The organism is Citrobacter sp. 21OH12SH02A-Citro (assembly GCF_027919895.1).
GTDB classification, from domain to species: domain Bacteria; phylum Pseudomonadota; class Gammaproteobacteria; order Enterobacterales; family Enterobacteriaceae; genus Citrobacter; species Citrobacter braakii.
Window position 1 is genome coordinate 92,471 of record NZ_CP114801.1, and the last position, 26,905, is coordinate 119,375.

General features: G+C 53.1%; 24 protein-coding genes. 14 read left to right on the forward strand and 10 right to left on the reverse strand.

Going from position 1 to position 26,905, the window contains the following annotated elements; translation table 11 throughout:
* The first annotated feature begins 5 nt into the window (after positions 1-5).
* The 8 genes from yicI (at position 6) to O6D90_RS00495 (ending at position 8,816) form a co-directional block, all read left to right on the forward strand.
* The gene (yicI, locus tag O6D90_RS00460; RefSeq protein ID WP_016157777.1) at positions 6-2,324 is read left to right on the forward strand and encodes an alpha-xylosidase; all 2,319 of its coding nucleotides are present in this window, start codon (positions 6-8) and stop codon (positions 2,322-2,324) included.
* Between the two features lie 446 nt (positions 2,325-2,770).
* On the forward strand, positions 2,771-4,324 hold the full coding sequence (locus O6D90_RS00465) for a BglG family transcription antiterminator (protein WP_016157776.1): 1,554 nt from the start codon (positions 2,771-2,773) through the stop codon (positions 4,322-4,324).
* A 26-nt stretch (positions 4,325-4,350) separates the two neighbouring features.
* Complete coding sequence (locus tag O6D90_RS00470; protein WP_016157775.1) at positions 4,351-4,821, forward strand: PTS sugar transporter subunit IIA; 471 nt, start codon at positions 4,351-4,353, stop codon at positions 4,819-4,821.
* 19 nt (positions 4,822-4,840) lie between these two features.
* A complete protein-coding gene (locus O6D90_RS00475) occupies positions 4,841-5,161 on the forward strand; it encodes a PTS fructose transporter subunit IIB (RefSeq protein ID WP_016155014.1) in 321 nt (106 codons plus the stop codon).
* Between the two features lie 26 nt (positions 5,162-5,187).
* Entirely contained in the window at positions 5,188-6,279 is a 1,092-nt protein-coding gene (locus O6D90_RS00480) for a PTS fructose transporter subunit IIC (RefSeq protein ID WP_016157774.1), read from the forward strand.
* A gap of 11 nt (positions 6,280-6,290) precedes the next feature.
* On the forward strand, positions 6,291-7,142 hold the full coding sequence (locus O6D90_RS00485) for a class II fructose-bisphosphate aldolase (RefSeq protein ID WP_016157773.1): 852 nt from the start codon (positions 6,291-6,293) through the stop codon (positions 7,140-7,142).
* Between the two features lie 80 nt (positions 7,143-7,222).
* Positions 7,223-8,083, forward strand: a complete 861-nt coding sequence (locus O6D90_RS00490; RefSeq protein WP_016157772.1) for a ketose-bisphosphate aldolase — start codon at positions 7,223-7,225, stop codon at positions 8,081-8,083.
* Between the two features lie 49 nt (positions 8,084-8,132).
* Positions 8,133-8,816, forward strand: a complete 684-nt coding sequence (locus O6D90_RS00495) for a D-lyxose/D-mannose family sugar isomerase (protein ID WP_016155011.1) — start codon at positions 8,133-8,135, stop codon at positions 8,814-8,816.
* Positions 8,817-8,857: 41 nt separating this feature from the next.
* Here O6D90_RS00495 and O6D90_RS00500 read toward each other — a convergent pair whose 3' ends face one another.
* Both O6D90_RS00500 and xanP read right to left on the reverse strand, forming a co-directional pair.
* The gene (locus O6D90_RS00500) at positions 8,858-10,567 is read right to left on the reverse strand and encodes an AsmA family protein (RefSeq protein ID WP_016157771.1); all 1,710 of its coding nucleotides are present in this window, start codon (positions 10,565-10,567) and stop codon (positions 8,858-8,860) included.
* A gap of 121 nt (positions 10,568-10,688) precedes the next feature.
* Positions 10,689-12,080, reverse strand: coding sequence for a xanthine/proton symporter XanP (gene xanP, locus O6D90_RS00505; protein ID WP_016157770.1), 1,392 nt, complete (start codon positions 12,078-12,080; stop codon positions 10,689-10,691).
* 225 nt (positions 12,081-12,305) lie between these two features.
* Here xanP and gltS point away from each other — a divergent pair, with 225 nt between their 5' ends.
* Positions 12,306-13,511, forward strand: a complete 1,206-nt coding sequence (gene gltS, locus O6D90_RS00510; protein ID WP_016155009.1) for a sodium/glutamate symporter — start codon at positions 12,306-12,308, stop codon at positions 13,509-13,511.
* A gap of 42 nt (positions 13,512-13,553) precedes the next feature.
* Here the strand turns inward: gltS and recG are convergent, their stop codons facing one another.
* The 5 genes from recG to gmk are packed head-to-tail and all read right to left on the reverse strand — an operon-like array spanning position 13,554 to position 19,427.
* Positions 13,554-15,635: an ATP-dependent DNA helicase RecG gene (recG, locus tag O6D90_RS00515; protein ID WP_016157769.1), complete on the reverse strand. Its 2,082-nt coding sequence runs from the start codon at positions 15,633-15,635 to the stop codon at positions 13,554-13,556.
* Positions 15,636-15,640: 5 nt separating this feature from the next.
* Complete coding sequence (gene trmH, locus O6D90_RS00520; RefSeq protein ID WP_016155007.1) at positions 15,641-16,330, reverse strand: tRNA (guanosine(18)-2'-O)-methyltransferase TrmH; 690 nt, start codon at positions 16,328-16,330, stop codon at positions 15,641-15,643.
* Positions 16,331-16,340: 10 nt separating this feature from the next.
* Complete coding sequence (spoT, locus tag O6D90_RS00525) at positions 16,341-18,455, reverse strand: bifunctional GTP diphosphokinase/guanosine-3',5'-bis pyrophosphate 3'-pyrophosphohydrolase (protein ID WP_003024038.1); 2,115 nt, start codon at positions 18,453-18,455, stop codon at positions 16,341-16,343.
* Positions 18,456-18,473: 18 nt separating this feature from the next.
* Positions 18,474-18,749: a DNA-directed RNA polymerase subunit omega gene (gene rpoZ, locus O6D90_RS00530; RefSeq protein WP_000135058.1), complete on the reverse strand. Its 276-nt coding sequence runs from the start codon at positions 18,747-18,749 to the stop codon at positions 18,474-18,476.
* 54 nt (positions 18,750-18,803) lie between these two features.
* A complete protein-coding gene (gene gmk, locus O6D90_RS00535; protein WP_016155006.1) occupies positions 18,804-19,427 on the reverse strand; it encodes a guanylate kinase in 624 nt (207 codons plus the stop codon).
* A gap of 261 nt (positions 19,428-19,688) precedes the next feature.
* On the opposite strand from gmk, the gene ligB reads away from it, so the two are divergent.
* Complete coding sequence (gene ligB / locus O6D90_RS00540) at positions 19,689-21,368, forward strand: NAD-dependent DNA ligase LigB (protein ID WP_016157768.1); 1,680 nt, start codon at positions 19,689-19,691, stop codon at positions 21,366-21,368.
* Here the strand turns inward: ligB and O6D90_RS00545 are convergent.
* On the reverse strand, positions 21,365-21,982 hold the full coding sequence (locus tag O6D90_RS00545; RefSeq protein ID WP_003024049.1) for a trimeric intracellular cation channel family protein: 618 nt from the start codon (positions 21,980-21,982) through the stop codon (positions 21,365-21,367). The genes ligB and O6D90_RS00545 overlap by 4 nt on opposite strands.
* Positions 21,983-22,533: 551 nt before the next feature.
* Between O6D90_RS00545 and O6D90_RS00550 the strand changes: the two genes are divergently transcribed.
* Together O6D90_RS00550 and O6D90_RS00555 are read left to right on the forward strand one after the other, a co-directional pair.
* Positions 22,534-23,205 carry a hypothetical protein gene (locus O6D90_RS00550; RefSeq protein ID WP_016157767.1) on the forward strand — a complete coding sequence of 224 codons (672 nt, stop codon included), beginning with the start codon at positions 22,534-22,536 and terminating at the stop codon, positions 23,203-23,205.
* Positions 23,206-23,289: 84 nt separating this feature from the next.
* Positions 23,290-23,658: a hypothetical protein gene (locus O6D90_RS00555; RefSeq protein ID WP_016157766.1), complete on the forward strand. Its 369-nt coding sequence runs from the start codon at positions 23,290-23,292 to the stop codon at positions 23,656-23,658.
* 101 nt (positions 23,659-23,759) lie between these two features.
* Here O6D90_RS00555 and O6D90_RS00560 read toward each other — a convergent pair whose 3' ends face one another.
* The gene (locus tag O6D90_RS00560; RefSeq protein WP_019078038.1) at positions 23,760-24,623 is read right to left on the reverse strand and encodes a YicC/YloC family endoribonuclease; all 864 of its coding nucleotides are present in this window, start codon (positions 24,621-24,623) and stop codon (positions 23,760-23,762) included.
* 125 nt (positions 24,624-24,748) lie between these two features.
* On the opposite strand from O6D90_RS00560, the gene rph reads away from it, so the two are divergent.
* Complete coding sequence (gene rph, locus O6D90_RS00565; RefSeq protein WP_016157764.1) at positions 24,749-25,465, forward strand: ribonuclease PH; 717 nt, start codon at positions 24,749-24,751, stop codon at positions 25,463-25,465.
* Positions 25,466-25,530: 65 nt separating this feature from the next.
* A complete protein-coding gene (gene pyrE / locus O6D90_RS00570) occupies positions 25,531-26,172 on the forward strand; it encodes an orotate phosphoribosyltransferase (protein ID WP_016157763.1) in 642 nt (213 codons plus the stop codon).
* 87 nt (positions 26,173-26,259) lie between these two features.
* On the opposite strand, the gene slmA is transcribed toward pyrE, so the two are convergent.
* The gene (gene slmA, locus O6D90_RS00575; RefSeq protein WP_016154989.1) at positions 26,260-26,856 is read right to left on the reverse strand and encodes a nucleoid occlusion factor SlmA; all 597 of its coding nucleotides are present in this window, start codon (positions 26,854-26,856) and stop codon (positions 26,260-26,262) included.
* Between the last annotated feature and the right edge of the window lie 49 nt (positions 26,857-26,905).

A 26,905-nucleotide genomic window follows, 5' to 3' on the forward strand; every position in this document is an offset into this window, starting at 1 on the left:
TGACGATGAAAATTAGCGATGGAAACTGGCTGACCCAACCTGGACTGAATTTAATACACCCAATTCAGGTGTTCGACGTTGAACAGCAGGGTAACGAGATGATTGTCTACGTTGCGCCGCGCGACGTGCGTGAACGTACCTGGCAACTGGATACCCCACTCTTCACCCTACGCTTTTTCTCGCCGCAGGAAGGGGTGGTGGGCGTACGTATGGAGCACTTCCAGGGCGCGCTGGATACCGGCCCGCATTACCCGTTGAATGTGTTGCAGGACGTCAATGTTGAGATGCGAAACACCGCTGAATTTGCCGAACTGAAGAGCGGCAATCTGAGCGTTCGGGTGACCAAAGGCGAGTTCTGGTCGCTGGATTTCCTGCGTAATGGTGAACGTATTACCGGCAGTCAGCTAAAGAATAGCGGTTACGTGCAGGATACCCACAGCGGGCGTAATTATATGTTTGAGCGTCTGGATTTGGGCGTGGGGGAAACGGTGTACGGGCTGGGCGAGCGTTTTACCGCGTTGGTACGTAACGGTCAGACGGTGGAAACCTGGAACCGCGATGGCGGTACCAGTACCGAGCAGTCTTACAAGAACATCCCGTTTTATCTCACCAACCGCGGCTACGGCGTGCTGGTGAACCATCCGCAGTGCGTGTCGTTTGAAATCGGCTCTGAGAAAGTGTCGAAAGTGCAGTTCAGCGTTGAAAGCGAGTATCTGGAATATTTCGTCATCGACGGCCCAACGCCGAAGGCGGTGCTGGATCGCTATACCCGCTTTACCGGCCGTCCGGCGTTGCCGCCAGCCTGGTCGTTCGGTCTGTGGCTGACCACATCGTTCACCACCAATTACGACGAAGCGACGGTGAGCCGCTTTATCGAAGGCATGGCCGAGCGCAATCTGCCACTGCACGTCTTTCACTTCGACTGTTTCTGGATGAAGGCCTTCCAGTGGTGCGACTTTGAGTGGGACCCGGTGACCTTCCCGGACCCGGAAGGTATGATCCGCCGCCTGAAAGAGAAAGGGCTGAAGGTGTGCGTATGGATAAACCCCTACATCGGTCAGAAATCCCCGCTGTTCAATGAACTGAAAGCGAAAGGGTATCTGCTCAAGCGCCCGGACGGTTCCCTGTGGCAATGGGATAAATGGCAGCCGGGCCTGGCGATTTATGACTTCACTAATCCACAAGCCTGCGAGTGGTATGCCAACAAGCTGAAAGGTCTGGTGGATATCGGCGTTGACTGCTTCAAAACTGACTTTGGCGAACGCATCCCCACGGATGTGCAGTGGTTTGACGGTGCCGATCCGCAGAAGATGCACAACCATTATGCGTACATCTACAACGAACTGGTGTGGAACGTGCTGAAAGAAACCGTCGGTGAAGAAGAGGCGGTGCTGTTCGCCCGTTCGGCCTCCGTGGGCGCACAGCAGTTTCCGGTGCACTGGGGCGGCGACTGCTACGCCAACTATGAATCGATGGCGGAAAGCCTGCGCGGTGGCTTGTCTATTGGCCTGTCCGGCTTTGGCTTTTGGAGCCACGATATCGGCGGCTTTGAGAATACCGCTCCGGCGCACGTCTACAAGCGCTGGTGTGCGTTTGGGCTGCTCTCCAGCCACAGCCGCCTGCATGGCAGTAAATCCTACCGTGTGCCATGGGCGTACGATGACGAATCCTGCGATGTGGTGCGCTACTTCACCGAACAGAAATGCCGCATGATGCCGTACCTGTATCGTGAAGCAGCGCGCGCTAATGCGCAGGGCACCCCGATGATGCGCGCGATGATGCTGGAGTTCCCGGACGATCCGGCGTGTGATTATCTCGACCGCCAGTACATGCTGGGCGATAGCGTGATGGTCGCGCCGGTGTTTAGCGAGGCGGGCGATGTGCAGTTCTACCTGCCGGAAGGACGCTGGACGCATCTGTGGCGTAATGATGAGGTGGCCGGCAGCCGCTGGCATAAGCAGCAGCATGACTTCCTGAGTCTGCCGGTTTATGTGCGTGACAATACCCTGCTGGCGTTGGGTAGCAATAACCAGAAGCCGGACTACGCCTGGCACGAAGGGACAGCGTTCCAGCTGTTCCATCTGCAGGAGGGGCGGGAAGCACTCTGTGAAGTTCCGGCTGCTGACGGCTCGGTTATCTTCACGCTGAAGGCGACGCGTGTAGGTAATACTATCACTGTGAAAGGGAATGGTGAGGCACGTAACTGGACGTTGTGCCTGCGAAATATTCAGAAAATTGGCGGCATTAAATGCGGGTCGCATATGGGCAGCGAGCTGGGTGTAGTTATTACTCCACAGGGCAGTGAGCTGACGATTACCTTGTAAGCATGTGTCGACGTGGTGCCGGATGCGTCTTATCCGGCCCACGCCGCGAGCAGCGTTCCAGATCTGAAAATCAAAAACATCCCGACTTAAATTTTTACCTCACCATATTTGCGAGCGCTATCACTCTAATTCCCGCGAAAAATGTGATCTGCGCCGTAAATATCTCACTATTTCCTCTTTTTGTCTTATTTCTGTCCGGAATACAGGACACGATTTAGTATTGTTGGCGCATCGTAGTCCTCTTATATTTATCATCACGGATTACACGTGGAGCATAAACGCTTCTTTATAACCTAAATAATTCGAGTTGCAGGAAGGCGGCGACGCAGCGAATCCCCTGAGCGTACATAAGTACGTGACAGGGGTGAGCGAGGAAAGCCAACGCACATGCAGCTTGAAGTATGACGGGTATAGATATTTAATCTGGTATGTAATAAGGGTAAATAATGCAAATGATTACCTCGCGACAAAACAGATTATTAAAGTTTCTTCTGTCCCGGAAGGAATATGTTACGCTGCTAAAAATTGCCGAATATTTATCTGTTTCAGAGAAAACGGTCCAGCGCGATCTGCGGTTACTGGAACAATGGTTATCGGAATGGAAAATATCTATCGATAAACGTGCCGGTGCGGGCGTGATATTAAGTGCCGATAACATTGCTGACCTTTTATATCTGGATCAGTTATTAGGGTCGGAGGGTGATGATGCTGACGGCATGATGAATAATTCACGGCGGGTTAAGATAGCCTCGCAATTATTAAGTGAAACGCCGCATGAAACATCGATCAATAAATTATCCGAGCGTTATTTTATTAGTAGTGCATCGATTGTTAACGATCTGAAAGTGATTGAATCGTGGATTACCCCGCTGGGCCTGTCGCTGATTCGCAGCCAGAGCGGCACACACATTGAAGGCAGCGAGAGCGGGGTGCGCCAGGCGATGGCGTCGCTGATTAACGGTGTGATTAACCATAATGAACCTGGAAGCGTGATTTATTCACGACTTGATCCGGGCAGTTATAAAGCGTTAGTGCATTACTTCGGCGAAGAAGACGTTTTATTTGTCCAGACGCTGTTGCAGGAAATGGAGAACGATCTGTGCTGGTCGCTGGGCGAGCCTTATTACGTCAATATCTTTACCCATATTCTGATCATGATGTACCGCATTACGCGGGGCAATGCGCTACCGAGAAAAGAAGAAAGCATCAAGTCATGTGATGAGAACATCTTTTCCATTGCCAGTCGCATGATTCAGCATATCGAAAAACGCATTGCCCACCCGCTGCCGGAAGACGAAGTCTGGTTTATTTATCAATATATTATCTCCTCCGGTATGGTGATTGAAGAGCATAACGATGTGAGCGTGATTGGCCATATGCACTCCAGCGACGAAGCTCGCTTGATTACCCATCGGCTGATTGCCACCTTCGCCGAAATGGTTGACTGCGATCTTAGCCAGGACACTGCGCTGTATGACGGATTGCTGATCCATATTAAGCCGCTGATTAACCGCCTGAACTACCAGATCCGCATTCGTAATCCGCTGCTGGAGGACATTAAAGGCGAGTTGCAGGACGTCTGGCGTCTGACTCAGTGCGCGGTAAATCGGGTGTTTAGCGGCTGGGGCGAGCGGGCTGTGTCGGATGATGAGGTGGGATATTTAACCGTGCATTTTCAGGCCGCGATGGAGCGTCAGATAGCGCGTAAACGTGTGCTGCTGGTCTGCTCAACCGGTATCGGCACCTCTCACTTACTCAAAAGCCGCATTCTGCGCGCCTTTCCGGACTGGACCATCGTCGGCGTGGTGTCGGCAGGCAGCTTGCCCTCCGTCCTGACGGACGATATTGAACTGGTGGTATCGACGATCAATTTACCTGCCGTTGCCATGCCGGTCGTGTATGTCACCGCCTTCTTCAATGATGCGGATATTAAGCGGGTAACAGAAACGGTCATTACGGAAAAATTACATCGGGCGACGTCGCTGGTCGTTGAAAATTAATGTCTGAACTCCATGAGGTATGATTTATGGACATCACGAAAATACTCAATACAAATCGCGTTATTTTGGATATGAAGGCCACAAACAAAACGGAGGTTATTGAGGAACTGACGGATATTCTGCAAAAAGATGGGGCAATTAGCTGTCGGGAAACGTTTATTCAGGATGTCTGGCAGCGTGAAGCAGAAGGCTCGACCGGCTTCGAAAATCATATTGCGATTCCGCACGGGAAATCCTCGGCGGTGGTCAATACCACGCTGGCGATTGGGCGTACCCGCCAGGATATTCCCTGGGAAACCCTGGACGGCAGCAACGTGCGCTGCATCATTCTGTTTGCCGTACGCCTTGAAGATCAAAACACTACCCATATTCGTCTGCTTTCGCAGGTTGCCGGCGCGTTGGCGGATGACGACATTATTGAACAACTGTTAGTCGAAAGCAGTCCACAGAAAATTATTGAGCTTTTTAGCCAATATGCTGAATCCAATGTCTGCTAAATAAAACGTGGAGCATGTTATGAATATTGTTTGTGTTGCCGCCTGTACGGCGGGTATTGCGCACACCTATATTGCCCGTGAGAAGTTAATTAAAGGTGCTAAAGCGCTTGGTCATAATATAAGAGTCGAAACCCAGGGGACTATCGGCACGGAAAACGAACTGCTGACAGAGGACATTTCTGCTGCTGATGTCGTGATTCTCGCTGTGGATGTAAAAATAAAAGGGGAGGAACGATTTTTAAATAAACGTATTGTGCGAGTGAAAACTGAAATTGTCATAAAGTCGCCGATTCAGTTTCTTGAAAAGGTCGAAAAATCATTAGTTAATAATAACCAGTAGCGATCCCCATTCTGGAGGGATTTCACATGAGTGAAAATAAAATTCCGCTATCTCAGGAAATAAAAAGACATTTATTAACGGGGATTTCGTGGATGATCCCGTTAATTGTTGCCGCCGGGATCTGTATTGCTCTCGGGCAAATACTTGGCGGCACTAACGTGGGTGAAAAAACAGGAACCATACCCTGGATGCTCAACCAGATTGGCGGTTGGGGGATGGGGTTAATCGTACCGCTGATTAGCGCGGCGATTGCGTACTCCATTGCTGACCGCCCCGGATTCGCGCCGGGTCTGATTGTCGGCTTTGTCTGCGGTGAAATTCATACTGGTTTTATCGGCGGGATGCTGGGCGGTTTTCTGGTCGGTTATACCGTCCTGCTGCTCAAGCGCTATATCCGTTTGCCGCAGTCGATGCAGGGGCTGATGCCCATCATGGTGCTGCCGGTACTGAGTACCGTCATTGGCGGCCTGTTGATGATGACGCTCATTGGCAAACCGATAGCCTGGCTGCAGGACGCGTTGATTCATCTGCTGGAGTCCATGCAGGGCGGGTCACGCTTTTTAATGGGGGCCATTCTTGGCGCAATGGCGACATTCGACTTTGGCGGACCGGTGAATAAAACCATGTCGCTATTTGCTGACGGCATGTTGGTCAGCGGCGTGTACGGTCCGGAAGCGGTGAAGTTTGTCGGTTCGATAATCCCTCCGTTCGGCATTACGCTCTCCTTTTTGCTGACGCGTCACAAGTACACCCGTGCGGAGCGCGAGGCGCTGAAAGCGGCATTCCCGATGGGGATCTGCATGATTACCGAAGGGGTCATTCCCATTGCGGCGCGCGACCTGCTGCGCGTGGTGGGGTCCTGCGTGGTGGCCTCGGCGATAGCGGGCGGTCTGATTATGGTGTGGGGCGTCGAAAGCCCGGTACCGCACGGCGGCATGTTCGTGGTCCCGCTCTTTACGCATCCGCTACTGTTTTGCCTGGCGCTGGGGATTGGCACGGTGATTTGCGGCGTCATGCTGTCGTTGTGGAAGAAGCCGGTGACCGAACGTGACGAAGAGTTTGATGAACTTAGCGATCAAAAGCTGAAAGACGAAGAGATCACCTTCACCCTGGAATAACCGGAGGCCGTATGTTTGCCGATATGAAAAGCATGGTGACGAAAGCCTGGCGCGAGCAGTACGCGCTGCTGGCCATCAACTGTATGAACCTGGAAAGCGCCCGTGCGGCGGTGCGGGTGGCTGAGAAACACCGTGCGCCCATCATTCTGAATCTGTATCAGGGGCATCTGGACCATTTTCCTGCACCGATAGCGGTGGCGGTCGTCAAAACGCTGGCAGAGGAAGCGTCGATACCGGTCGCGCTGGCGCTGGATCATGGAAAGGACCCAGTGCGCATTCGCCAGGCTTTTCGCGCCGGATTCAGCGGGTTAATGATCGATGCCTCCGCCTTTGCGCTGGAGGAGAACATTCGCCAGACACGGGCGGTGGTCGAGCTCGCGGCCAGCGTTTCTCTGTGCGTGGAAGGTGAGCTGGGGCATCTGGCCGACGCCCCGCGCTATGATCACGCAGCTAACGCTGATTTGATGACCCAGGCCGCCGATGTGGAGCCCTTTATCCAACAGACCGGTATCGATTTACTGGCGGTCTCGGTCGGCACGGCACATGGCATGTACGCGCCCGGTGTCATACCCGCCATTGATTTCCAGCGACTGGAGGAAATTGCCCGTTTATCAACGGTGCCGCTGGCGCTGCATGGCGGCAGCGGGACGCCGTTTGACCAGCTACAGCGCTGCCCGACGTTTGGCGTCGCCAAGATAAACGTTGGCGCGGCGGTTTTCGAAGCCGGAAAGGCTGCACTACTGCATACCCTGTGTCGCGACACATCCGGTGAACTCGTTGATGCCCTGGCCCTGATGGAGCAGGCCTGCGAGGAAGCCATTATTCCTTACCTGCAGGCCAGCGGCGCTATCGACAAAGCCTGATTCATTTTCTGTAACGCCTTCTATGCCTCTGCGACGACGCACTGGCAGGGCTTTCTACACCCTGAAACTGGAGAATTAACATGTTAGTTTCGATGAAAGAATTACTGCAACCTACCCGTCAGCACGGTTTTGCCATCGGCGCATTCAACGTGGCGGACAGCTGCTTTGTACGTGCAGTAGTGGAAGAAGCGGAAGCAACCAATACCCCGGCGATTATCTCCATTCACCCCAGCGAACATGATTTTGTAGGCGATGCGTTTTTTAGCTACGTCCGTGATATCACTCTGCGCAGCTCGGTTCCCTTTACTCTGCATCTGGACCACGGCGCTTCGGTCGAGCATGTCCTGCGGGCGATTCAGTGTGGGTTTACCTCGGTGATGATTGATGGCTCGCTGTTGCCGTATGAAGAGAACGTGGCGCTGACCCGCGAAGTGGTCAAGCTGGCGCATGCGGTAGGCGTTTCGGTGGAAGGGGAACTGGGTACGATTGGTCAAACCGGGACGTCAGTGGAAGGCGGTGTATCGAAGGTCACTTATACCGATCCTGATCAGGCACAGGATTTTATCGCCCGTACCGGCGCGGACACGCTGGCGGTGGCGATTGGAACCGCACACGGCATCTACCCGAAAGGGATGCAGCCAGAGCTGCAAATGCACATCCTGCGCGAGATTGCTGGGCGAGTAGACATTCCGCTGGTGCTGCACGGAGGTTCCGCGAACCCGGATGCGGAAATTGCTGAGTCCGTTACGCTGGGCGTTGGCAAAATCAACATTTCCAGCGATATGAAATACGCTTACTTCCAGAAAGTCCGCGAAATCCTGGCGAAAGAAACCTGGTGGGACCCGAACGTTATTTACCCGGAAGCCATTAGCGCCGCGCGAGATGTGATCCGTCACAAAATGAAACTGTTCGGCTCAACCGGCAAAGCGTCACTTTACTAACCGCATACAGGCGGGGTGACCCGCCTTTTTCGCAACAAGGAAAAGTGGAATGAAGCGTTCACACATTAATTATGCCGTCGATAAAGCGCATGCCATCGCCGAGACTTTTCGGGTTTGCCTGCCTGACTTTGCGTATTTTACGGCTGATGCCTGGCGGCAACAGGATCACACTCTGTGGCGTGAAGTGCTCGATCTCCAACTGGGCTGGGATATAACCGACTTTGGGCGCGGAGATTTTGCGCAAACGGGGCTGACGTTACTGACGTTGCGCAATGGTCAGTTAGGGTCAGCCAGCTACCCCAAACCGTACGCCGAAAAGATGCTGCAGATTCAGCAGGATCAGCAGACGCCATGGCATTTTCATCGCCATAAAATGGAAGATATCGTTAACCGCGGCGGCGGTGATTTATGTATGCAGTTGGCGTGGGCTACGCCTGATGACGGGTATGATGCCCGGCGCATTGTTGAGGTTAGCGTCGATGGTCAGCGGCGTTCCGTTGACGCTGGCGAGACGCTGGTATTGAAACCGGGGCAGGGGGTATGCCTGCCGCCGCGGTTGTATCATCGCTTTTGGGCGGAGAAAGCGTTCGTGCTGGGCTGGGAGATCTCGATGGTCAATGACGACCTGCATGACAATCACTTCCTTGAGCCAGGCGGTCGCTTCCCGGCGATAGAAGAGGACGAGCCGGTGAAGTGGCTGTTGTGCAGTGAATATGCGCGCTTACAGCGATAAACGGCGACCCGGTCGGCAAATCGCCGCCGGGCCGTCAGATTTTACTGCGCAGCGGGTGGGGCGGTAACTTCACTACCGGATACCACGCCCGCCTGCATGGTTTGCGTTACCTGCTGTTTCTCCACGTTCACCGCATGCAACTTGCCGCTGACCGTTGGCTTGAGTGGCGCATCGGCTTGAATATTGCCGCTGGCGGTAAGCTGGATGTTACCGTCACCGGAAAGCGGCAGTGCGGGCCATCCCCACTGCTGCAGAATCGTCATTGGCACGCCGCGCCCGTTCAGGCTGACCTGAGTTTGACGCTGAGGCAACTGTGAAATACTGGCAGTGGCCTCCAGCAACCCTTTTTCCGTATAGGCGCTTAGTTCGCTGATATTGATGGTGCTGCTGTTCGCCGTCAGCGCCAGCGAAGGACGACGCACGTCGGTGCGGTTAAAGGTGCCGGCAGCGGCGTTGAGGTTAGCGCTCCCGCTCCAGATCCCCCACTGATTGTTCTGCACCAGCCCGAGGTTAGCACCGTAGCCGTCCAGCGCGGTGAGCTGCCATGGGAAGCTCGGGTCGATATCAATCACCAGATTACGGCTGGCGCTGAATTTCTTCAGCGTCAGGCTGGCTAGCCAGCCTGGTAGAGGTTTCATCCACAGCTGTTTCCAGTTTTCCGGCAGCGTGTACTCCAGACCGGCAATGGCGGCATCATCGAGGACCAGCGCTTTGTTGTTGCGCTGCCAGTTTCCGGATGTTCTGACCATTCCCCCTTCCCAGCGGGTGGTGAACTGACGCAGCGCTATGCCCTGCGGCGAGAACTCGGCGTTCATAATCGGATCGAAAAAGTGCAGAGAGCCGTAGATAAACTCGCTGGCGTTCATCGACAGTTTTCCTTCCTGAGTTTGCCAGTCGTCCTTGCTGAAGGTCATGTTGCGCAAGCTCAGATCGAGATCCGTCACCGCCCAGTCAGGGCCTTGCAGACGGGCATCTGTTACTTCCAGACGACCAATTTGCAGGGAAGGAATAGTGCTTAACGGAGCAAAAAACTCGGCCAGCGATTTATCGCTTTGCAGCCGAATATCGTTCAGGCGCAGATTCTCCACTACCCAACTACCGTCGGCATTGCGTTGTGCCACGCCGGTTAATGCGCCACGCGCCACGTCTGCGCCAATATTGCTCAGCGTCACATGGTCATGGTCAATACTGCCTTCAATCAATACGTTGGTCGTGGGGACGTCGTTCAGCGTCAACGAACTGGCGCTGAGCTGAATTTGCGCTTTACTCCCGAGAATTTTACCCGCTTCAGGACTCCAGGGAATGACTCCGCCGTTAACGCGCTGCGCGCTCAGGGTCCACTCGCTACCGGGACTGTTAAGCGCCATATCTTGCAATTGCAGGCGATCGGCCTGGAACGGCAGCGGCGCAGTTTGCTGGGAAAGATTCAGCGTGCCGTTTTGCAAAAGGATGGTGTCTACGTGCAGCGGGTCGGTGATTTGGCGGCTGCTCAGTCCAATATCGACCGTTTTGGCGACCAGCGTTGCGGGCTGACCATCCCGGCCAAAGGTGACGTTTTCCAGCAGAATATGGGAAGGAGAAGAAAACCGGTGATCGATGGCATCAAATGCCAGATGGTAGCTGCTGTTCTGCGAAACCCAGGCGCTGACGTGCTCTGCGCCCCAGCGGGTTTGCAGTAGAAAATATAAGCCGAGGATCGCCACTGCAAGGGCGATCAGCACGTAAAGAAGCAGCTTTCCAATAAATTTCATGGTCTTCCATCCCGCGAAGTGCACATAGTCAAGTTATGCACGATTTAGGCGCAATGCTCAAGGCGGGAATGGTGAAAGAGCGTTACAGCGGCGTTGATTCAGAATCAACGCCGCATTTTGCTTATTGCTTCTCTGGTGGGAACACCAGATTCAGAACGATAGCGGTAATACCGCCTGCGGCAATGCCGGAAGAGAGCAGGTTTTTCACCCAGTCCGGAGCGAACTGCAGGATCAGCGGCTGCTGGGAAACGCCGAGGCCGACGGCCAGCGACAGCGCGATAATCAGAATTGCGCGGCGGTTCAGCGGTTCGCGGGATACGATACGCACGCCGGATGCCGCGATAGTACCGAACATCACCAGCGTTGCGCCGCCGAGTACCGGCTCAGGAATATGCTGTACAAAACCGCTGACCGCCGGGAACAGGCCCAACGCGATCAGCATCAGCGCAACCACAAAACCAACGTAGCGGCTGGCAACACCTGTTAACTGAATAACCCCGTTGTTTTGTCCAAAACAGGAGTTCGGGAAGGTGTTGAATACGGCTGAAACAAACGAGTTCAGACCGTTCGCCAGTACGCCGCCTTTCAGGCGTTTCATGTACAGCGGACCAGAAACGGGCTGCTCGGAGACATCGGAGGTGGCCGTAATATCACCGATGGTTTCCAGCGAGGTAATCATAAACACCAGCATTAGCGGCAGCAGTAAGCTCCAGTCGATACCCAGGCCATAATACAACGGCGTTGGCACCATCAGCAGGTCCTGACTTACCGGCGCGGTATTTTGCGGCAGCATATCCATAAACCACGCCAACAGGTAACCTGCCGCCATCGCAATAACCAGTGACGCAACGCGCAGGTACGGGTTGCGCTGGCGGTTAAGCAGGATAATCAGCGCCAGCACGACGCCTGCCAGCAGTAAATTCTTTGGTGCGCCAAAGGTGTTGTCGCTCATTGCCGCATAGCCGCCGCCAATCGACGTCAGACCTACCTGAATCAGTGACAGGCCGATAATCATCACCACCACGCCTGAGACCAGCGGGGTAATGATACGACGCGCCAGATGCAGTACGCGTGAGATAACCATCTCAGTGCAGCTTGCCAGCATCAGTGTACCGAACAGCGCCGCCATCATGGTTGGGACATCTGCACCACCGGTTTTTAGCGCTGTACCGCCCATAATCAGTGGCGCAACAAAGTTAAAGCTGGTGCCCTGAATGGATAATAGCCCTGAGCCGACCGGCCCCCAAGCTTTGATCTGAATGATAGAAGCCACGCCGGAAGCGAACAGCGACATACTGATAATGTGTTGAGTATCCTGAGCCGGTAAACCGAGCGCCTGGCAAATTAACAGCGCTGGGGTGATTACCGCGACGAACATGGCCAGCAGGTGCTGACAGGCGGCAAACAGGGTCTGGGCTAGTGGGGGGCGATCTTCAAGACGGTAAATCAGTTCACTGTTGTGAGTCTGCGCAACCGGTTGCGCATTTGTTGACTCTACGACGTTAACGGACATCAGAGGCAATCCCATGGTGGAAAAGCGGTGATTTTATCTGACCATGGCGGAAATGCAAACGTTTGCTACCAGGTGTTCTTAATATTTAAAACGGATAAACAAACATTTTTATATAACTTTTCATGATTTTCTGCTTAAAATCCACACCGAAAACTCAATAAGAGCTAAAAATCGGTCTGGAATGCATCGTGCGTGATTGTGCTAAACGCACTAATGGAGTTGTAAATGTTTTATCTCGATACGTTATCAACGCTGGTTGCGGCAACCCTTGTGTTGCTGCTGGGACGTAAGCTCGTCCAGTCTGTTTCCTTCCTGAAAAAATACACCATTCCCGAACCTGTAGCTGGCGGATTGCTGGTGGCGATTGCGCTGCTGGTGCTGAAAAAAAGCATGGGTTGGGAAGTGAACTTCGATATGACCCTGCGCGATCCGCTGATGCTGGCATTCTTCGCCACTATCGGCCTGAACGCCAATATCGCCAGCCTGCGCGCGGGTGGCCGTGTGGTGGGTATCTTTCTGATTGTGGTTGTTGGCCTGCTGCTGATGCAAAACGCCATCGGTATTGGTATGGCGACTCTGCTGGGTCTGGATCCGCTGATGGGTCTGATCGCCGGTTCGATAACCCTCTCTGGCGGGCATGGAACCGGGGCAGCATGGAGCAAACTGTTTATTGAGCGCTATGGTTTCGCTAATGCGACGGAAGTGGCAATGGCTTGCGCAACGTTTGGCCTGGTGCTGGGTGGATTGATTGGCGGCCCGGTGGCCCGCTATCTGGTCAAACACTCTACCACGCCAGACGGCATGCCGGACGATCAGGCTGTGCCTACCGCATTTGAAAAGCCGGATGTCGGACGCATAATCACTTCGCTGGTGCTGATTGAAACCATTGCGCTGATCGCCATCTGTCTGACGGTGGGTAAAATCGTTGCACAAATGCTGGTCGGAACGGTGCTGGAACTGCCGACTTTCGTCTGCGTGCTGTTTGTTGGGGTGATCCTCAGTAACGGCCTGGCGTTAATGGGTTTTTATCGGGTGTTCGAGCGCGCGGTTTCGGTGTTGGGTAACGTTAGCCTTTCGCTGTTCCTGGCGATGGCGCTAATGAGTCTGAAGCTGTGGGAGCTGGCTTCTCTGGCCCTGCCGATGCTGGCAATCCTGGTTGTGCAGACCATTTTCATGGCGCTGTACGCGATATTCGTCACCTGGCGCATGATGGGTAAGAACTACGATGCCGCCGTGCTGGCAGCCGGACACTGCGGTTTTGGCCTCGGTGCGACACCCACGGCGATTGCCAACATGCAGGCAATTACAGAACGTTTTGGACCATCCCATATGGCGTTTCTGGTGGTGCCGATGGTGGGGGCGTTCTTTATCGATATCGTCAATGCGCTGGTGATTAAGCTGTATCTGCTGCTGCCGATTTTTGCGCAATAATGTCTGTGCGGCGGAGTCACATCCGCCGCCGCTATGAATCTACTATGCGTTGGAGTAGCGCTCGGTTTCCGGCATCCAGCGTTCAATCAGCGCCACAGCCTGTTGCGGGTAACGTTCGTGAATATGACGGGCAATTCGCTGAACTTCCGGGATAATCGCCTGATCGCGCAGCAAATCTGCGACTTTGAATTCTGCCGTTCCGGTCTGGCGCGTACCCAACAGCTCGCCGGGCCCGCGGATCTCTAAATCTTTTTGCGCGATCACGAATCCGTCGTTGCTGTCGCGCAGAACCTGCAGACGTTTTTGCGCGGTTTTTGACAGCGGCGATTTGTAGAGCAGGACGCAGTGGGAGGCCACCGCGCCACGACCTACGCGACCACGTAGCTGGTGCAACTGCGCCAGGCCCAAGCGCTCCGGGTTTTCAATAATCATCAGGCTGGCGTTAGGTACGTCTACGCCCACTTCAATCACCGTGGTGGCAACCAGCAGCTGCAGTTCGCCCTGCTTAAACGCCGCCATTACCGACTGCTTCTCTGCGGGCTTCATACGGCCGTGTACCAGGCCAATATTCAGCTCTGGCAGCACCAGTTTAAGCTCTTCCCACGTGGCTTCAGCGGCCTGAGCTTCTAACAAATCAGACTCTTCAATCAGCGTGCAGACCCAGTACGCCTGGCGCCCTTCATGGGTACAAGCGTTGCGCACGCGGTCAATAATATCGCTGCGGCGGGTATCCGGAATTGCCACCGTGGTGACCGGCGTACGCCCCGGAGGGAGTTCGTCAATGACCGACGTGTCGAGATCGGCATAGGCGGTCATCGCCAGCGTACGCGGGATTGGGGTGGCGGTCATGATTAGCTGGTGTGGATGGAAACCCTGCTGCTGACCTTTCTCCCACAGCGCCAGGCGCTGATGTACGCCAAAACGGTGCTGTTCGTCGATGATAACCAGCGCCAGTCCGTTGAACTGCACCTGTTCCTGGAAAATTGCGTGCGTGCCGACAATCATCTGCACCTCACCGCTGGCGATAGCTTCCTGCTGTGCCTGGCGCGCTTTGCCTTTCTGTTTACCTGCCAGCCAGCCTACTTGAATGCCCAGTGGCGCGAACCAGTTGCGGAAGTTATTCGCGTGCTGTTCAGCCAATAGTTCGGTGGGGGCCATCAGCGCAACTTGCTTACCATGTGCGATGGCACGTAGGGCGGCCAGCGCCGCAACCAGCGTTTTACCTGAGCCGACATCGCCCTGCACCAGACGCATCATGGGGACATCCAGTGCCATATCGCGTTCGATCTCAGCGGTAACGCGGGCCTGGGCGCCGGTGGGTTTAAACGGTAGAGCCGCCAGAAGCTTATCTTTCAGCGCGTTGTTTGCGAGCAGCGGCTGGGCGTGGAAACGTTGCGCCCCGGCGCGTAGTGCCAGCATGCTGAGGTTATGCGCCAGCAATTCTTCCAGAATCAGACGTCGCTGTGCTGGATGCTGACCGGTTTCCAGATCGCTCAACTGCAGTGACGGCGGTGGACGGTGCAATGTGCGCAGAGCTTCTGGCAGGCTCATCATACCTTGCAACAACTCTGGCGGCAGCAGTTCGGCAATGGCGCAGGTATCGAGCAGGTCCAGAGCTTGATCGGTCAGTTTGCGCAGCGTGGCCTGCTTCACGCCTTCGGTGGTTGGATACACCGGCGTGAGCGTTTCCTGCAATTCCGGCGTGCTGAGATCGCCCTGCACGCGATACTCCGGGTGGATCATCTCTGCGCCGTATTTTCCGCGTTTGGCTTCGCCATAGGCCAGCACCCGGCGACCGGTGGCGAGACTGTTTTTCATTGCGGCGCTAAAGTTGAAAAAGCGCATGGTGAGAATGCCGGAGCCATCACTGATCTGACAGGTCATCATCCGGCGTCCGCCGAAGGTGATATTGCAGTTCAGCACTTCGCCTTCTACGGTGGCGTAAACGCCCGGCAGCAGTTCGCCAATCGGGTACAGGTGCGTGCGGTCTTCGTAACGCAGAGGGAGGTGGAGCAGAAGGTCCTGCACGGTGTGCAGGCCAATTTTCGCCAGTTTACTGCTTTGCGCTGCGCCAACGCCGGTCAGAGAATTGAGTGGGATGGCATCCAGTAAACGGCCTTTCATCGCGTTTATCTCGCAGATTGCATAGTGGCCCACCACGTTGCATCGGCTTCAATTTCGCCCTGCGTGTTTACGTGGGGGTAGGGAAGACCTTTGCGCTTAGCGACATTCGCCAGCACCGGATAACCGCCTTCAAACAGCAAACGCTGCTGCTCATCTTGCGCCAGCATGCTGTTTTCTCGTCGGTACATGCCGGCGTTTTGCCGCTGGCGCTGTGCTTCGTACAGAATCAGCGCGGAGGCGACCGAAACGTTCAGCGATTGCACCATGCCAGTCATGGGAATGATGATGTCCTGATCCGCCAGATCCAACGCTTCCTGAGTGATGCCGGTTTTCTCCTGGCCCATCAGGATGCAGGTGGGGCGCGTGTAATCAATCTCGCGAAAATCTACGGCTTTATCTGACAGATGTGTTGCCAGAACCTGCATGCCCTGGCTTTTTAAATGTGTGACCGCATCGCCAATAGTGCGGTGAGTCTTCACCTGTACCCAACTGTTGCTGCCTGCGGCAGAAGAGGCCATGGTGCGCATACGGCTACCAGGCCAGACGGCGTGGACTTCATGCACGCCGACCGCGTCTGCAGTACGAATGATTGCAGAAACGTTATGAGGTTTGTGGACCTGCTCCATGCAGACGGTCAGATCGGGCTGACGACGTGCGAGCATCTCGCAAATACGTGCATAACGTTGAGTATTCATAAAACGTGTTCTAGTTACGGTTACGGGTGACTTTTATCACGTCCGGCATGACGCGGATTTTGCGCATGATATTCGCTAAGTGCACGCGATCGCGAGCGGTCAGGCGAATAAAGGCGCTATAGACGCGGCCATCTTTCTCTTCCGTATTCAGACTTTGAATGTTGGAGGTGGTCGTGTTGATTGCCGCCGTCAGGTTCGCCAGAGCACCCTGGTGGTTAAACATATCCACCTTAATCTCGGTGATGAACTCCTGCTCTGTCTCTTTATCCCATTCCACCGCCATAAACTTTTCTGGCTCTTTTTGATAGCCACGAATGTTACGGCAGGATTCATGGTGAATCACCAGACCTTTACCCGGGCTGACGTGGGCAATGATTGGATCGCCAGGAATCGGACGACAGCATTTCGCGAAGGTGATCAGCACGCCATCTGCGCCTTTGATCGGCAGATGACCGTGGCCAGATTGTGCTGGCACGTTTGCCGTTGCTTCGCCCTGCTGGAGGTTTTTCGCTACCACCACGCTCATGGCGTTACCCAGACCGATTTCCGCGAGCAGATCGTCAAGGGTGGCGAGCTTCATGCGTTCAAGCTCACGCTGGATGCTCTCTGGCGGGATCTCAGCCAGTTTACGGCTACCGCCTAAGGCATGGTTGAGCAGTCGACGACCCAGACTGACGGAATCATCGCGCTTGAGGTTTTTCAGCAGTTGGCGAATTTTGGCGCGCGCTTTCGAACTGACGACGAAGTTTAGCCACGCTGCATTCGGACGGGCGCCCGGAGCGGTAATAATCTCAACGGTCTGGCCACTAAAGAGCGGCTGCGAAAGCGGGTAAGGTTGTCTGTCGACGCGTGCGCCGACGCAGGCGTGACCGATATCGGTATGCACGGCGTAGGCGAAGTCGACAGGCGTTGCACCGGCAGGCAGTTCGACAATGCGCCCTTCCGGTGTGAAAACATAAATCTCATCCGGGAAGAGATCAGATTTGACGCTTTCAATAAATTCAAACGAGCTACCGGCGCTCTGCTGCAGTTCCAGCAGGCTCTGCATCCAGCGTTGAGCGCGGATTTGTGCGGTGGTGCTGCTTTCGCCGCCGTGCTCTTTGTAAGCCCAGTGCGCTGCTACACCCATCTCTGCCATCTGGTCCATGTCTTCGGTACGAATCTGTACTTCAACCGGGACGCCGTGAGGGCCGATCATTGAGGTGTGCAAAGACTGATATCCGTTCGCTTTCGGAATGGCGATATAGTCTTTCACGCGACCAGGACGAGGTTTGTACAGGCTGTGCATCTGGCCGAGTACGCGATAACAGGTATCGGAATCATGAACGATAACGCGAAAAGCGTAGATATCCATGATGGAGTGAAAACGCTGCTCTTTGAGCACCATTTTGCAGTAAATAGAGTACAGGTGCTTCTCGCGACCACTTACGCGACACGGAATGCCTGCCTCCTGTAAACGCCCTTCGATTTCCGAGAGGATTTTTTGGATCATTTCTTTGCGGTTGCCACGAGCGGCTTTAACCACTTCTTTAATCACACGATAGCGGTTCGGGTACAGCGCTTCAAAACCCAGCTCTTCCAGCTCGGTTTTAATGTGATGAATACCTAAACGGTGTGCCAGCGGACTATAGATTTCGAGGGTTTCACGGGCGATGCGGCGACGCTTGTCCGGGCGTAATGAGCCCAGCGTGCGCATGTTGTGGGTACGGTCAGCGAGTTTGATGAGAATGACGCGGATATCCTGCACCATCGCCATAATCATCTTGCGAAAGTTTTCAGCTTGCGCCTCTTTCTTGTCGCGAAACTTAAGCTTATCAAGTTTCGACACCCCTTCTACCAGTTCAGCAACGCTTTTACCAAAAAGCTGTTCCATGTCCTGGTAGGTGGCAGGGGTATCTTCAATCACGTCATGCAGCAGCGCAGCCATCAGCGTTTCATAGTCGAGTTTCATCTCGGCCAGAATGCAGGCTACCGCTACCGGGTGCGTGATATAGGGTTCACCGCTTGAACGTGTCTGGCCCTCGTGAGCGTCACGTGCAACGAGATACGCCTGCCGAAGACGCTTAATCTGGTCTTCCGGCAGGTAGTTTTGAATCAGTTGATTCAGGCTTTCAAACAGATACAAGGGCGACCCGCTTTGTGATTAACGACGACCTTCAGCAATAGCGGTAACGGCTTGTAATTCAGCGGCTTCCTGCTCTTGCTGTTCCTGGCGCTCACGCACGTCGAGGATCTGGTTGTTGATCAGACCTTCTTCGATTTCGCGCAGCGCGATAACGGTAGTTTTATCGTTTTCTTCCGGTACGAGCGGATCCTTTCCGCCTACCTGCATCTGACGAGCGCGACGCGCGGCGACCAGTACCAGGTCAAAACGGTTACCAATTTTCTCTACAGCGTCCTGAACAGTTACGCGTGCCATACTTAAAATGCTCCACAGGTGAAGAAATGACTGGGCATGATACTGAATGTGGGTTCAGTCTGCCAACAGTTTGCTGATTAAAGCGTCATGACGCTGCTTTTGGCGGCTCATGCGCAGACGTTCGGCGCGAATGATAGTTTTCAAATCGCCCAAGGCGGTATCGAAATCATCATTCACAATAAGATAATCATATTCGGCGTAATGGCTCATTTCTGCAACAGCTTGCGCCATACGTTTTGCGATCACGTCTTCGCTATCCTGACCGCGGCCACGAAGACGGCGATCCAGCTCAATCTTAGATGGTGGCAAAATAAAAATACTGCGCGCATGCGGCATTTTTTGACGAATTTGCTGCGCACCTTGCCAGTCGATATCTAAAAAGACGTCTACGCCGGATGCTAACACTTGCTCAATGGCCTCACGCGAGGTGCCGTAGTAATTACCGAAAACCTCAGCGTGTTCCAGGAACGCGTCTCTGCCAATCATGGTTCTGAATTCGTCATGGTTCACAAAAAAATAGTGTTCACCGTGCACTTCCCCCGGGCGCGGTGCGCGCGTGGTGTGCGAAACAGAAACCTGGGTGTCATACAACGGTTGGGTCTTTAATAAAGCCTGAATCAGGCTGGATTTACCCGCGCCACTGGGGGCAGAAACAATATAAAGCGTGCCTTGAGCCATGAGTATCTTAATGTATGTGATTGTCGAAAGAGAGCCTACATACGGGCTTATTATACACGTAGCCGCTATGTGACGTAGCCCTTGTCACACTTTTTGCGCATGTTTATTGCGTTTTGCGTACCAGTTTCCTGTTTTATCCGCGATTTGCAGCAATTCGTGCAAATGTCAGGAACGTTGCGCGCAGGATGATTTTTTGCCTCTCTGTTTCCATTTCAATTCGCGTTATATCTGCCGGGAAACGTACTGTTCAGCGGAGATAGCATGGGATTATGGAAATGCATAGGGCTGGTTTTGCTAATGTGGTATCTACCCTCATGGGCGGTATGCCCCGTCTGGTCGCCTGCCAGGGCACAAGAGGAAATTTCACGGCTACAGCAGCAGATAACACAGTGGAATGACAGTTACTGGAAACAAGGGGAAAGTGTCGTAGACGACGCCGTTTATGACCAGCTCAATGCGCAACTCATCCAATGGCAGCGCTGTTTTGGCGATGAAGCCCCATCAGATCTATCTGCGCCCCCAATAAGTGGAACAGTCTCGCACCCCGTTCCCCATACGGGAGTTCGAAAACTTGCCGATAAGCAAGCGCTACAGCAATGGATGCATGCTCGCAGCGATCTCTGGGTGCAGCCGAAGGTGGATGGCGTGGCGGTCACGCTGGTTTATCGCAATGGAAATCTGATACGGGCGATTAGCCGTGGTAACGGTCTGAAAGGCGAAGACTGGACGCAAAAGGTTCTTCAGATCCCTTCCGTTCCACGTACTACCAGCGGGCTGCTTTCTAACAGTACGTTGCAGGGGGAGATATTTTTGCAGCAACAAGGGCATATTCAGCAGCAGAGAGGGGGAATGAACGCCCGCTCAAAGGTTGCTGGAATGATGATGCGCCAGAGCAACCCGGAAATGTTACGCTCGCTGGCTATTTTTATCTGGGCCTGGCCTGATGGTCCAGTTGCCATGTCGGAAAGACTTGAGCAACTCACTGCTGCCGGGTTCAGTTTCACGCAACGATATACTCAGGCCGTGAAGAGTGTGGATGACGTCGAGCAGGCGCGCGCCAGGTGGTGGACTTCAGCGTTACCTTTTGTGACGGATGGTGTGGTGGTGCGAACGGGAAAAGAACCGCGGGCGCAATACTGGCTACCCGGACAGGGAGACTGGCTGGCAGCGTGGAAATATCCTCCCGTGGCCAGGGTATCTGAGGTGACGGGTATTCAGTTTTCCGTTGGCAAAAGCGGGAAAATTGCGGTGGTTGCATTGCTGGTCCCCGTCATGCTGGATGATAAGCGGGTGCAGCGCGTCAATATTGGCTCAGTACGGCGCTGGAATGAATGGGATATTGCGCCTGGCGATCAGATTCTGATAAGTCTGGCCGGACAGGGGATTCCCCGTATAGATGAGGTGGTCTGGCGCAGCACCCAGCGTAATAAGCCAGCACCACCTGAGGGGCGCTTCAATTCACTAACTTGTTTTTATGCCACAGCGGAGTGTCAGGAACAGTTTGTTGCCAGGCTCGTCTGGCTGGGGGCCAAAGATGTGTTAGGGCTGGAGGGTATGGGCGAGGCGGGATGGCGGGAGCTACATCAGACGTATCGCTTTGAACATATCTTTTCCTGGCTTGGATTAACGCAGGAGCAGCTACAGTCCACATTTGGCGTGAACAAAGGGGGGAAGCTGTGGCATCAGTTCAATCTGTCACGCCATCTTCCATTTACGCGCTGGGTGATTGCCATGGGAATACCGTTAACACAGGCAACGTTGAATGCCAGTCGGGATGGATCGTGGCAGCAGTTACGGGAACGCAGTGAACAAAGCTGGCGGCAACTTCCTTTCATGGGGGAGCGACGGGCACGACAGGTTATTCAGTGGCTGGAGGATAAAGAGATCACAGCGCTGAGCAACTGGTTAGCTGCTCAGCGGATCACGGGCTTTATGCCTTAATGGCCTTCATGGCGATAGTAAAATACCGGCAGCCCCAACTTCAGGCGCAGCGCCAGCAGTCGGGCGGTAAAGCCAAAGAGCAGGGTAGAGATCACCACCACATCGTGGCTGGAGACATAATGTTGCAGCACGATATACAGCACGGCAGCGGCAAATGAAACGCCGGCATACAATTCTTTCTGGAATACTAACGGGATGCGTTTGCAGAACATGTCACGTAATACACCACCAAAGACTCCGGTAGTGACCGCCGCGACCACGGCAATAATCGGTCCATGACCCATATCCAGTGCCACCTGGGCACCAATAATAGAAAAGACCACCAGGCCCAGCGCATCCAGGACGAGGAATATTTTACGCAGATAGGGCATGACGGGGGCAATAATGGTGGTGAGTACCGCAGCGGTCGCCACGATAATGACGTATTCAGGGTGCTTTACCCAGCCGAGCGGATAGTGGCCGAGAAGAATGTCGCGTACCGAGCCGCCGCCAATGGCCGTCGCGGTGGCAATGATAATGACGCCAAATGTATCCATACGGCGACGCCCAGCCGCAAGCGCACCGGTCATGGCTTCGGCAGTAATACCAATTAAATATAAAACGTGTAACAGCATGTATTCCCCCCTGATTTGCTGGGGCTAAGGTTAACGATTTGTGCGCATTGTCACGATTGAGATTTTCTAAGGTGAAGCGATTTTAATAACTACAGCTAATGTGATTTTGCTGTAAATGCGTTATGGCATGCGCTTTACTTTATGAATAGTGACAATAAATGATGAGAAAATATAATTCGAACTGGATGGGTCACAACCGAAGTGTTGGGAAAAACACGTAGCCCCGTCGTTTATGGGTGGGCTACGTATCATATTTCACCCAAACTATCACCCTCGACCACTGGACAAATTGACACTCCGGTTCGTATTTCAGTCATACCTTGAATGTTGCAGCGAGAGATTATTAGGTGTGGTATGTACTTTGGTGCGCTGCAAAAATGGTATTTCTTACAACGACTACACATCCAGATGTCATTGGGGACGTTATTCTGAGTAAAGTCTGATATTCAGCGGCTTCTATTCTGAAAAATGACTTCCTCAGCTATCGCTTCTATATGTATGGGTGCATTTACAGCAAAATCTTCAGCATTTAGTGCGTTGGAGTGCTAGGTATGAGCGTAAGAGAAGAAATTCAGGATGGCAGAGAGGCTGGAAATTTAAGAAGCGGGATAATATACACCGAAGTTTTGGGGTGGATAGATATGGGACATGCTCGAGGAGATGATGTCAGAAAGTTACTCTCGGATATGCACCAAGACGAGCATTCAGGAAAGGATTATTACGATGTAAAATACACTCAAAGTATGGGAAGAGGAGGGCTCACAATTGGGAAGTTCATCAGATGGAGAATTAGAAAAGGGCGCAGCTTATTTGAACGATATAGTATAGCGCTTTCCATGATGATGGCGCTTGCTCATCGTTTTGAAGGTTTACAGTCAAATTTCCCCTTTTATCTTTACACCGACAGCGGTTTCAGTGGTGAGGATTTAGTATCCGATTTGCTGGGGTTCTACCGCGTAGTCTCATCTAGTAACCCATTCCCGCTATTGCAGCCCGTCAGCAAAGAGGAAGCCCTCAGACGTTGGGATTATTATGGTCCAATCGGCTCTTTTAAAAACACCTCATTCCAACCGATTTTATTTCCCGATCCGATGAAATCAGCTTTAGCTCTTCCTGTAAAAGGTGTTTTACCCTCATTCATGAGAACAGTGGTACCTTACAGCGATTTTAGTTCTGGTAACGTTAAAATAGCTTCCAGAGATGGAACGGTCGTTAACTGGTAAAAAAGGGAAACATATGAAACAGGCAGTCATAATAGTGCTGATGGTAATAGCTATATGCAGCTCTTATTTCTGGCCTAATATTAAATGAGACTTGCAGGTAACGCACAATATACAGAGTTTGATAAAGCCAAATATGATTATTACACTCCCCAAGTTTTAAAAAAAATGCCGAGAATATCCCAAGTGTATGACTTTAATTATACGAACATTTCTGGTCCTAAGGCTGATGTATGGAGTGTGACGTTCCATGATACCAGGGATACGGGGAGGATTAGTAAGTATCTCTCAATGGCGGGCTATGAAAAACAGGTAAAATGCGATGTTGAGGCAGAATGCTGGCGCCTCAGGGGATCCGATGAAGTACTGACAGTCGTGAATATGAACAGCAGTAATGCTGTTCGGGTTGATATTCTGAAGAGTATTTATAACGACAAATATATGCCAGATAAATAAGTATTCAATTTTATATCAATCAGCACTTACTGGCGGTACGGATAGCCTGCATTGAGCAGGCTATCTAGTACGTTACGATAGCATAGGCATGGTACGCAAAATTACTCGATATTCTGAATCTGCTCGCGCATTTGCTCGATCAATACCTTCAGTTCAATTGCGGAATTAGTCACCTCGGCATTGATAGACTTGGATGCAAGAGTGTTCGACTCACGGTTGAATTCCTGCATCATGAAGTCCAGACGACGGCCAACAGCCTCTTTTTTCTTCAGAATGTTGTAGGTTTCTTTGACGTGGGCTTCCAGACGATCTAACTCTTCTGCTACATCTATGCGCTGCGCCATCAGCACCAGTTCTTGCTCAAGGCGGTTATTCTCCAGTTGCACCTGGGCGTCTTCCAGTTTGGCTACCAGACGCTCACGCTGCCATTGCAGAATTTCCGGCATATGTGCACGCACTTTAGCGACTTCAGTGCTGACGCCTTCCAGACGCTGCTCGATCAGCGCTTTCAGCGCCTGACCTTCGGTTTCACGCGCGACGATGAAGTCATCCAGCGTACCGTCAAGCGCGGCGAGGATCTCGGCGGCAATGGCGTCCAGATCTTGCTCCTGGGCAGCCATTACGCCTGGCCAGCGCAGGATATCAACTGGGTTAATTTCACCTTCATCACTCTGCATTTTGACCCAGTTAGCAGCGCTAACGAGCTGTTTAGCGAGCTTTTCATTTAGAATCAGCTCGCCCTGGGCGCTGGCATCAGGCTCAAAACGCAGCGTACACTCGACTTTACCGCGCGTCAGACGCGTGCGAATACGTTCGCGAACAACGGGTTCAAGACTACGGAACTGTTCCGGCAGGCGAAAATAAGTTTCCAGATAACGCTGGTTTACCGAGCGCATTTCCCAGGTAGCGCTACCCCATTCACCCTTGATTTCACGCCGGGCGTAGGCGGTCATGCTGCGGATCATAGACGTTCCTGTTTTTAAAGATGAGATGGGAGGATTATAGCCATCCACGTCTTGTCAGGATAGGAATAACAGTCGGAAGTCCGTATAATGCGCAGCCACATTCGTTTCAAGCCGGAGATTTTATCATGCGTCCAGCAGGTCGTAGTGCCAACCAGGTGCGTCCCGTCACCCTGACCCGTAATTATACAAAACACGCTGAAGGCTCCGTGCTGGTCGAATTTGGTGATACCAAAGTGCTGTGTACCGCCTCTATTGATGAATGCGTACCGCGTTTTCTGAAAGGTCAGGGCCAGGGCTGGATCACCGCAGAATATGGCATGCTGCCACGCGCCACGCACACCCGTAACGCCCGTGAAGCGGCGAAAGGTAAGCAGGGCGGTCGTACCATGGAAATCCAGCGTCTGATCGCTCGTGCGCTGCGCGCCGCCGTTGATCTGAAGACGCTCGGTGAATTCACTATTACGCTGGACTGCGATGTTATTCAGGCAGATGGCGGTACGCGCACTGCATCAATTACCGGCGCATGTGTGGCGTTGGCTGATGCGCTGAACAAGCTGGTTGCGAGCGGTAAACTGAAAACTAACCCGATGAAAGGGATGGTCGCCGCGGTTTCCGTGGGCATTGTGAACGGTGAAGCGCTCTGTGACCTCGAATACGTTGAGGACTCTGCCGCAGAAACCGACATGAACGTGGTGATGACTGAAGACGGACGCATTATAGAGGTGCAGGGTACGGCAGAAGGCGAGCCGTTCAGCCATGAAGAACTTCTCACCCTACTGGCGTTAGCCCGAGGGGGAATCGAATCCATTGTAACGACGCAGAAGGCGGCGTTAGAAAATTGATTTTAAAGGCGACTGATGAGTCGCCTTTTTTTTGTCTGTAATAAAGTGAGATGAGGAGCGAATCCATGAAACCGTATCAGCGCCAGTTTATTGAGTTTGCGCTTAGCAAGCAGGTACTAAAGTTTGGCGAGTTTACGCTGAAATCCGGGCGTAAAAGCCCCTATTTCTTCAACGCCGGGCTGTTTAATACCGGGCGCTGCCTGGCACTGTTAGGCCGTTTTTATGCCGAAGCGCTGATGGATTCCGGTATTGAGTTCGATTTGCTGTTTGGTCCGGCCTACAAAGGTATCCCGATTGCGACCACCACGGCTGTTGCGCTGGCGGAACACCACGATAAAGATTTGCCGTACTGCTTTAACCGTAAAGAGGCGAAGACCCACGGTGAAGGCGGTAATCTGGTAGGTAGCGCACTTGAGGGGCGTGTAATGCTGGTGGATGATGTTATCACTGCAGGTACGGCTATTCGTGAGTCGATGGAAATTATTCAGGCTAACGGCGCTACGCTGGCGGGGGTACTGATTTCTCTCGATCGTCAGGAACGCGGTCGCGGCGAGATTTCAGCGATTCAGGAAGTGGAACGCGATTATGGCTGCAAGGTGATTTCTATCATTACCCTGAAAGATCTGATTGCGTATCTGGAAGAAAAACCAGAAATGGCAGAACATCTGGCCGCAGTACGGGCGTATCGCGAAGCGTACGGCGTATAAGAACTGCCGGATGGCGCTGCGCTTATCCAGCCTACGCACCGCAGGGTTCGTAGGCAAAATAGGCGAGGTCGCCATCCAACAACGGTGTTACTGCAATTGAGCGGCAACCAACGGCCAGCGGATGTCGAAATCATCCGTTGGGCGGTATTTAAATTCGCTACGTACAAACCGGGACAGCATACCTTCGCAGAAAGCCAGTAGCTGGCTGGCCAGCAGCGTTTCATCCACGGTGTAGCCTTCACCTTCACGCATTCTTTTTTCTCGCAGAACCTGGCGTAACTGCGCCTCAATTCGCTCAAAAAGCTGGTTAATACGGCCTTGCAGACGGTCTTGCTCGAACATCAACGCGTGTCCGGTCAGAATTCGCGTCAAGCCAGGATTACGTTCACCGAACCCTAAAATCAGCAGTACGATCAGACGCAATCGCGCGTTAGTGTCCTTTTCATCTTTCAAAATCAGATTGATACGGGTAATCAGACTATCTTCGATAAACTCAATCAGGCTATCGAACATGCGGGTCTTGCTGGGAAAATGGCGATACAAGGCCGCTTCGGAAACGCCCACAGAGGCCGCCAGTTTAGCTGTCGTGATGCGTTGGCTACCATCGCTGGACTCAAGCATCAGTGCCAGAGACTGAAGTATTTCTTCGCGACGATTCCTTTTCGCAGTTTGCTTTTCTACCATGTTACAAAATACCCCTGAAAATAAGCTCTTGCCAGGCAGGCATCCACAC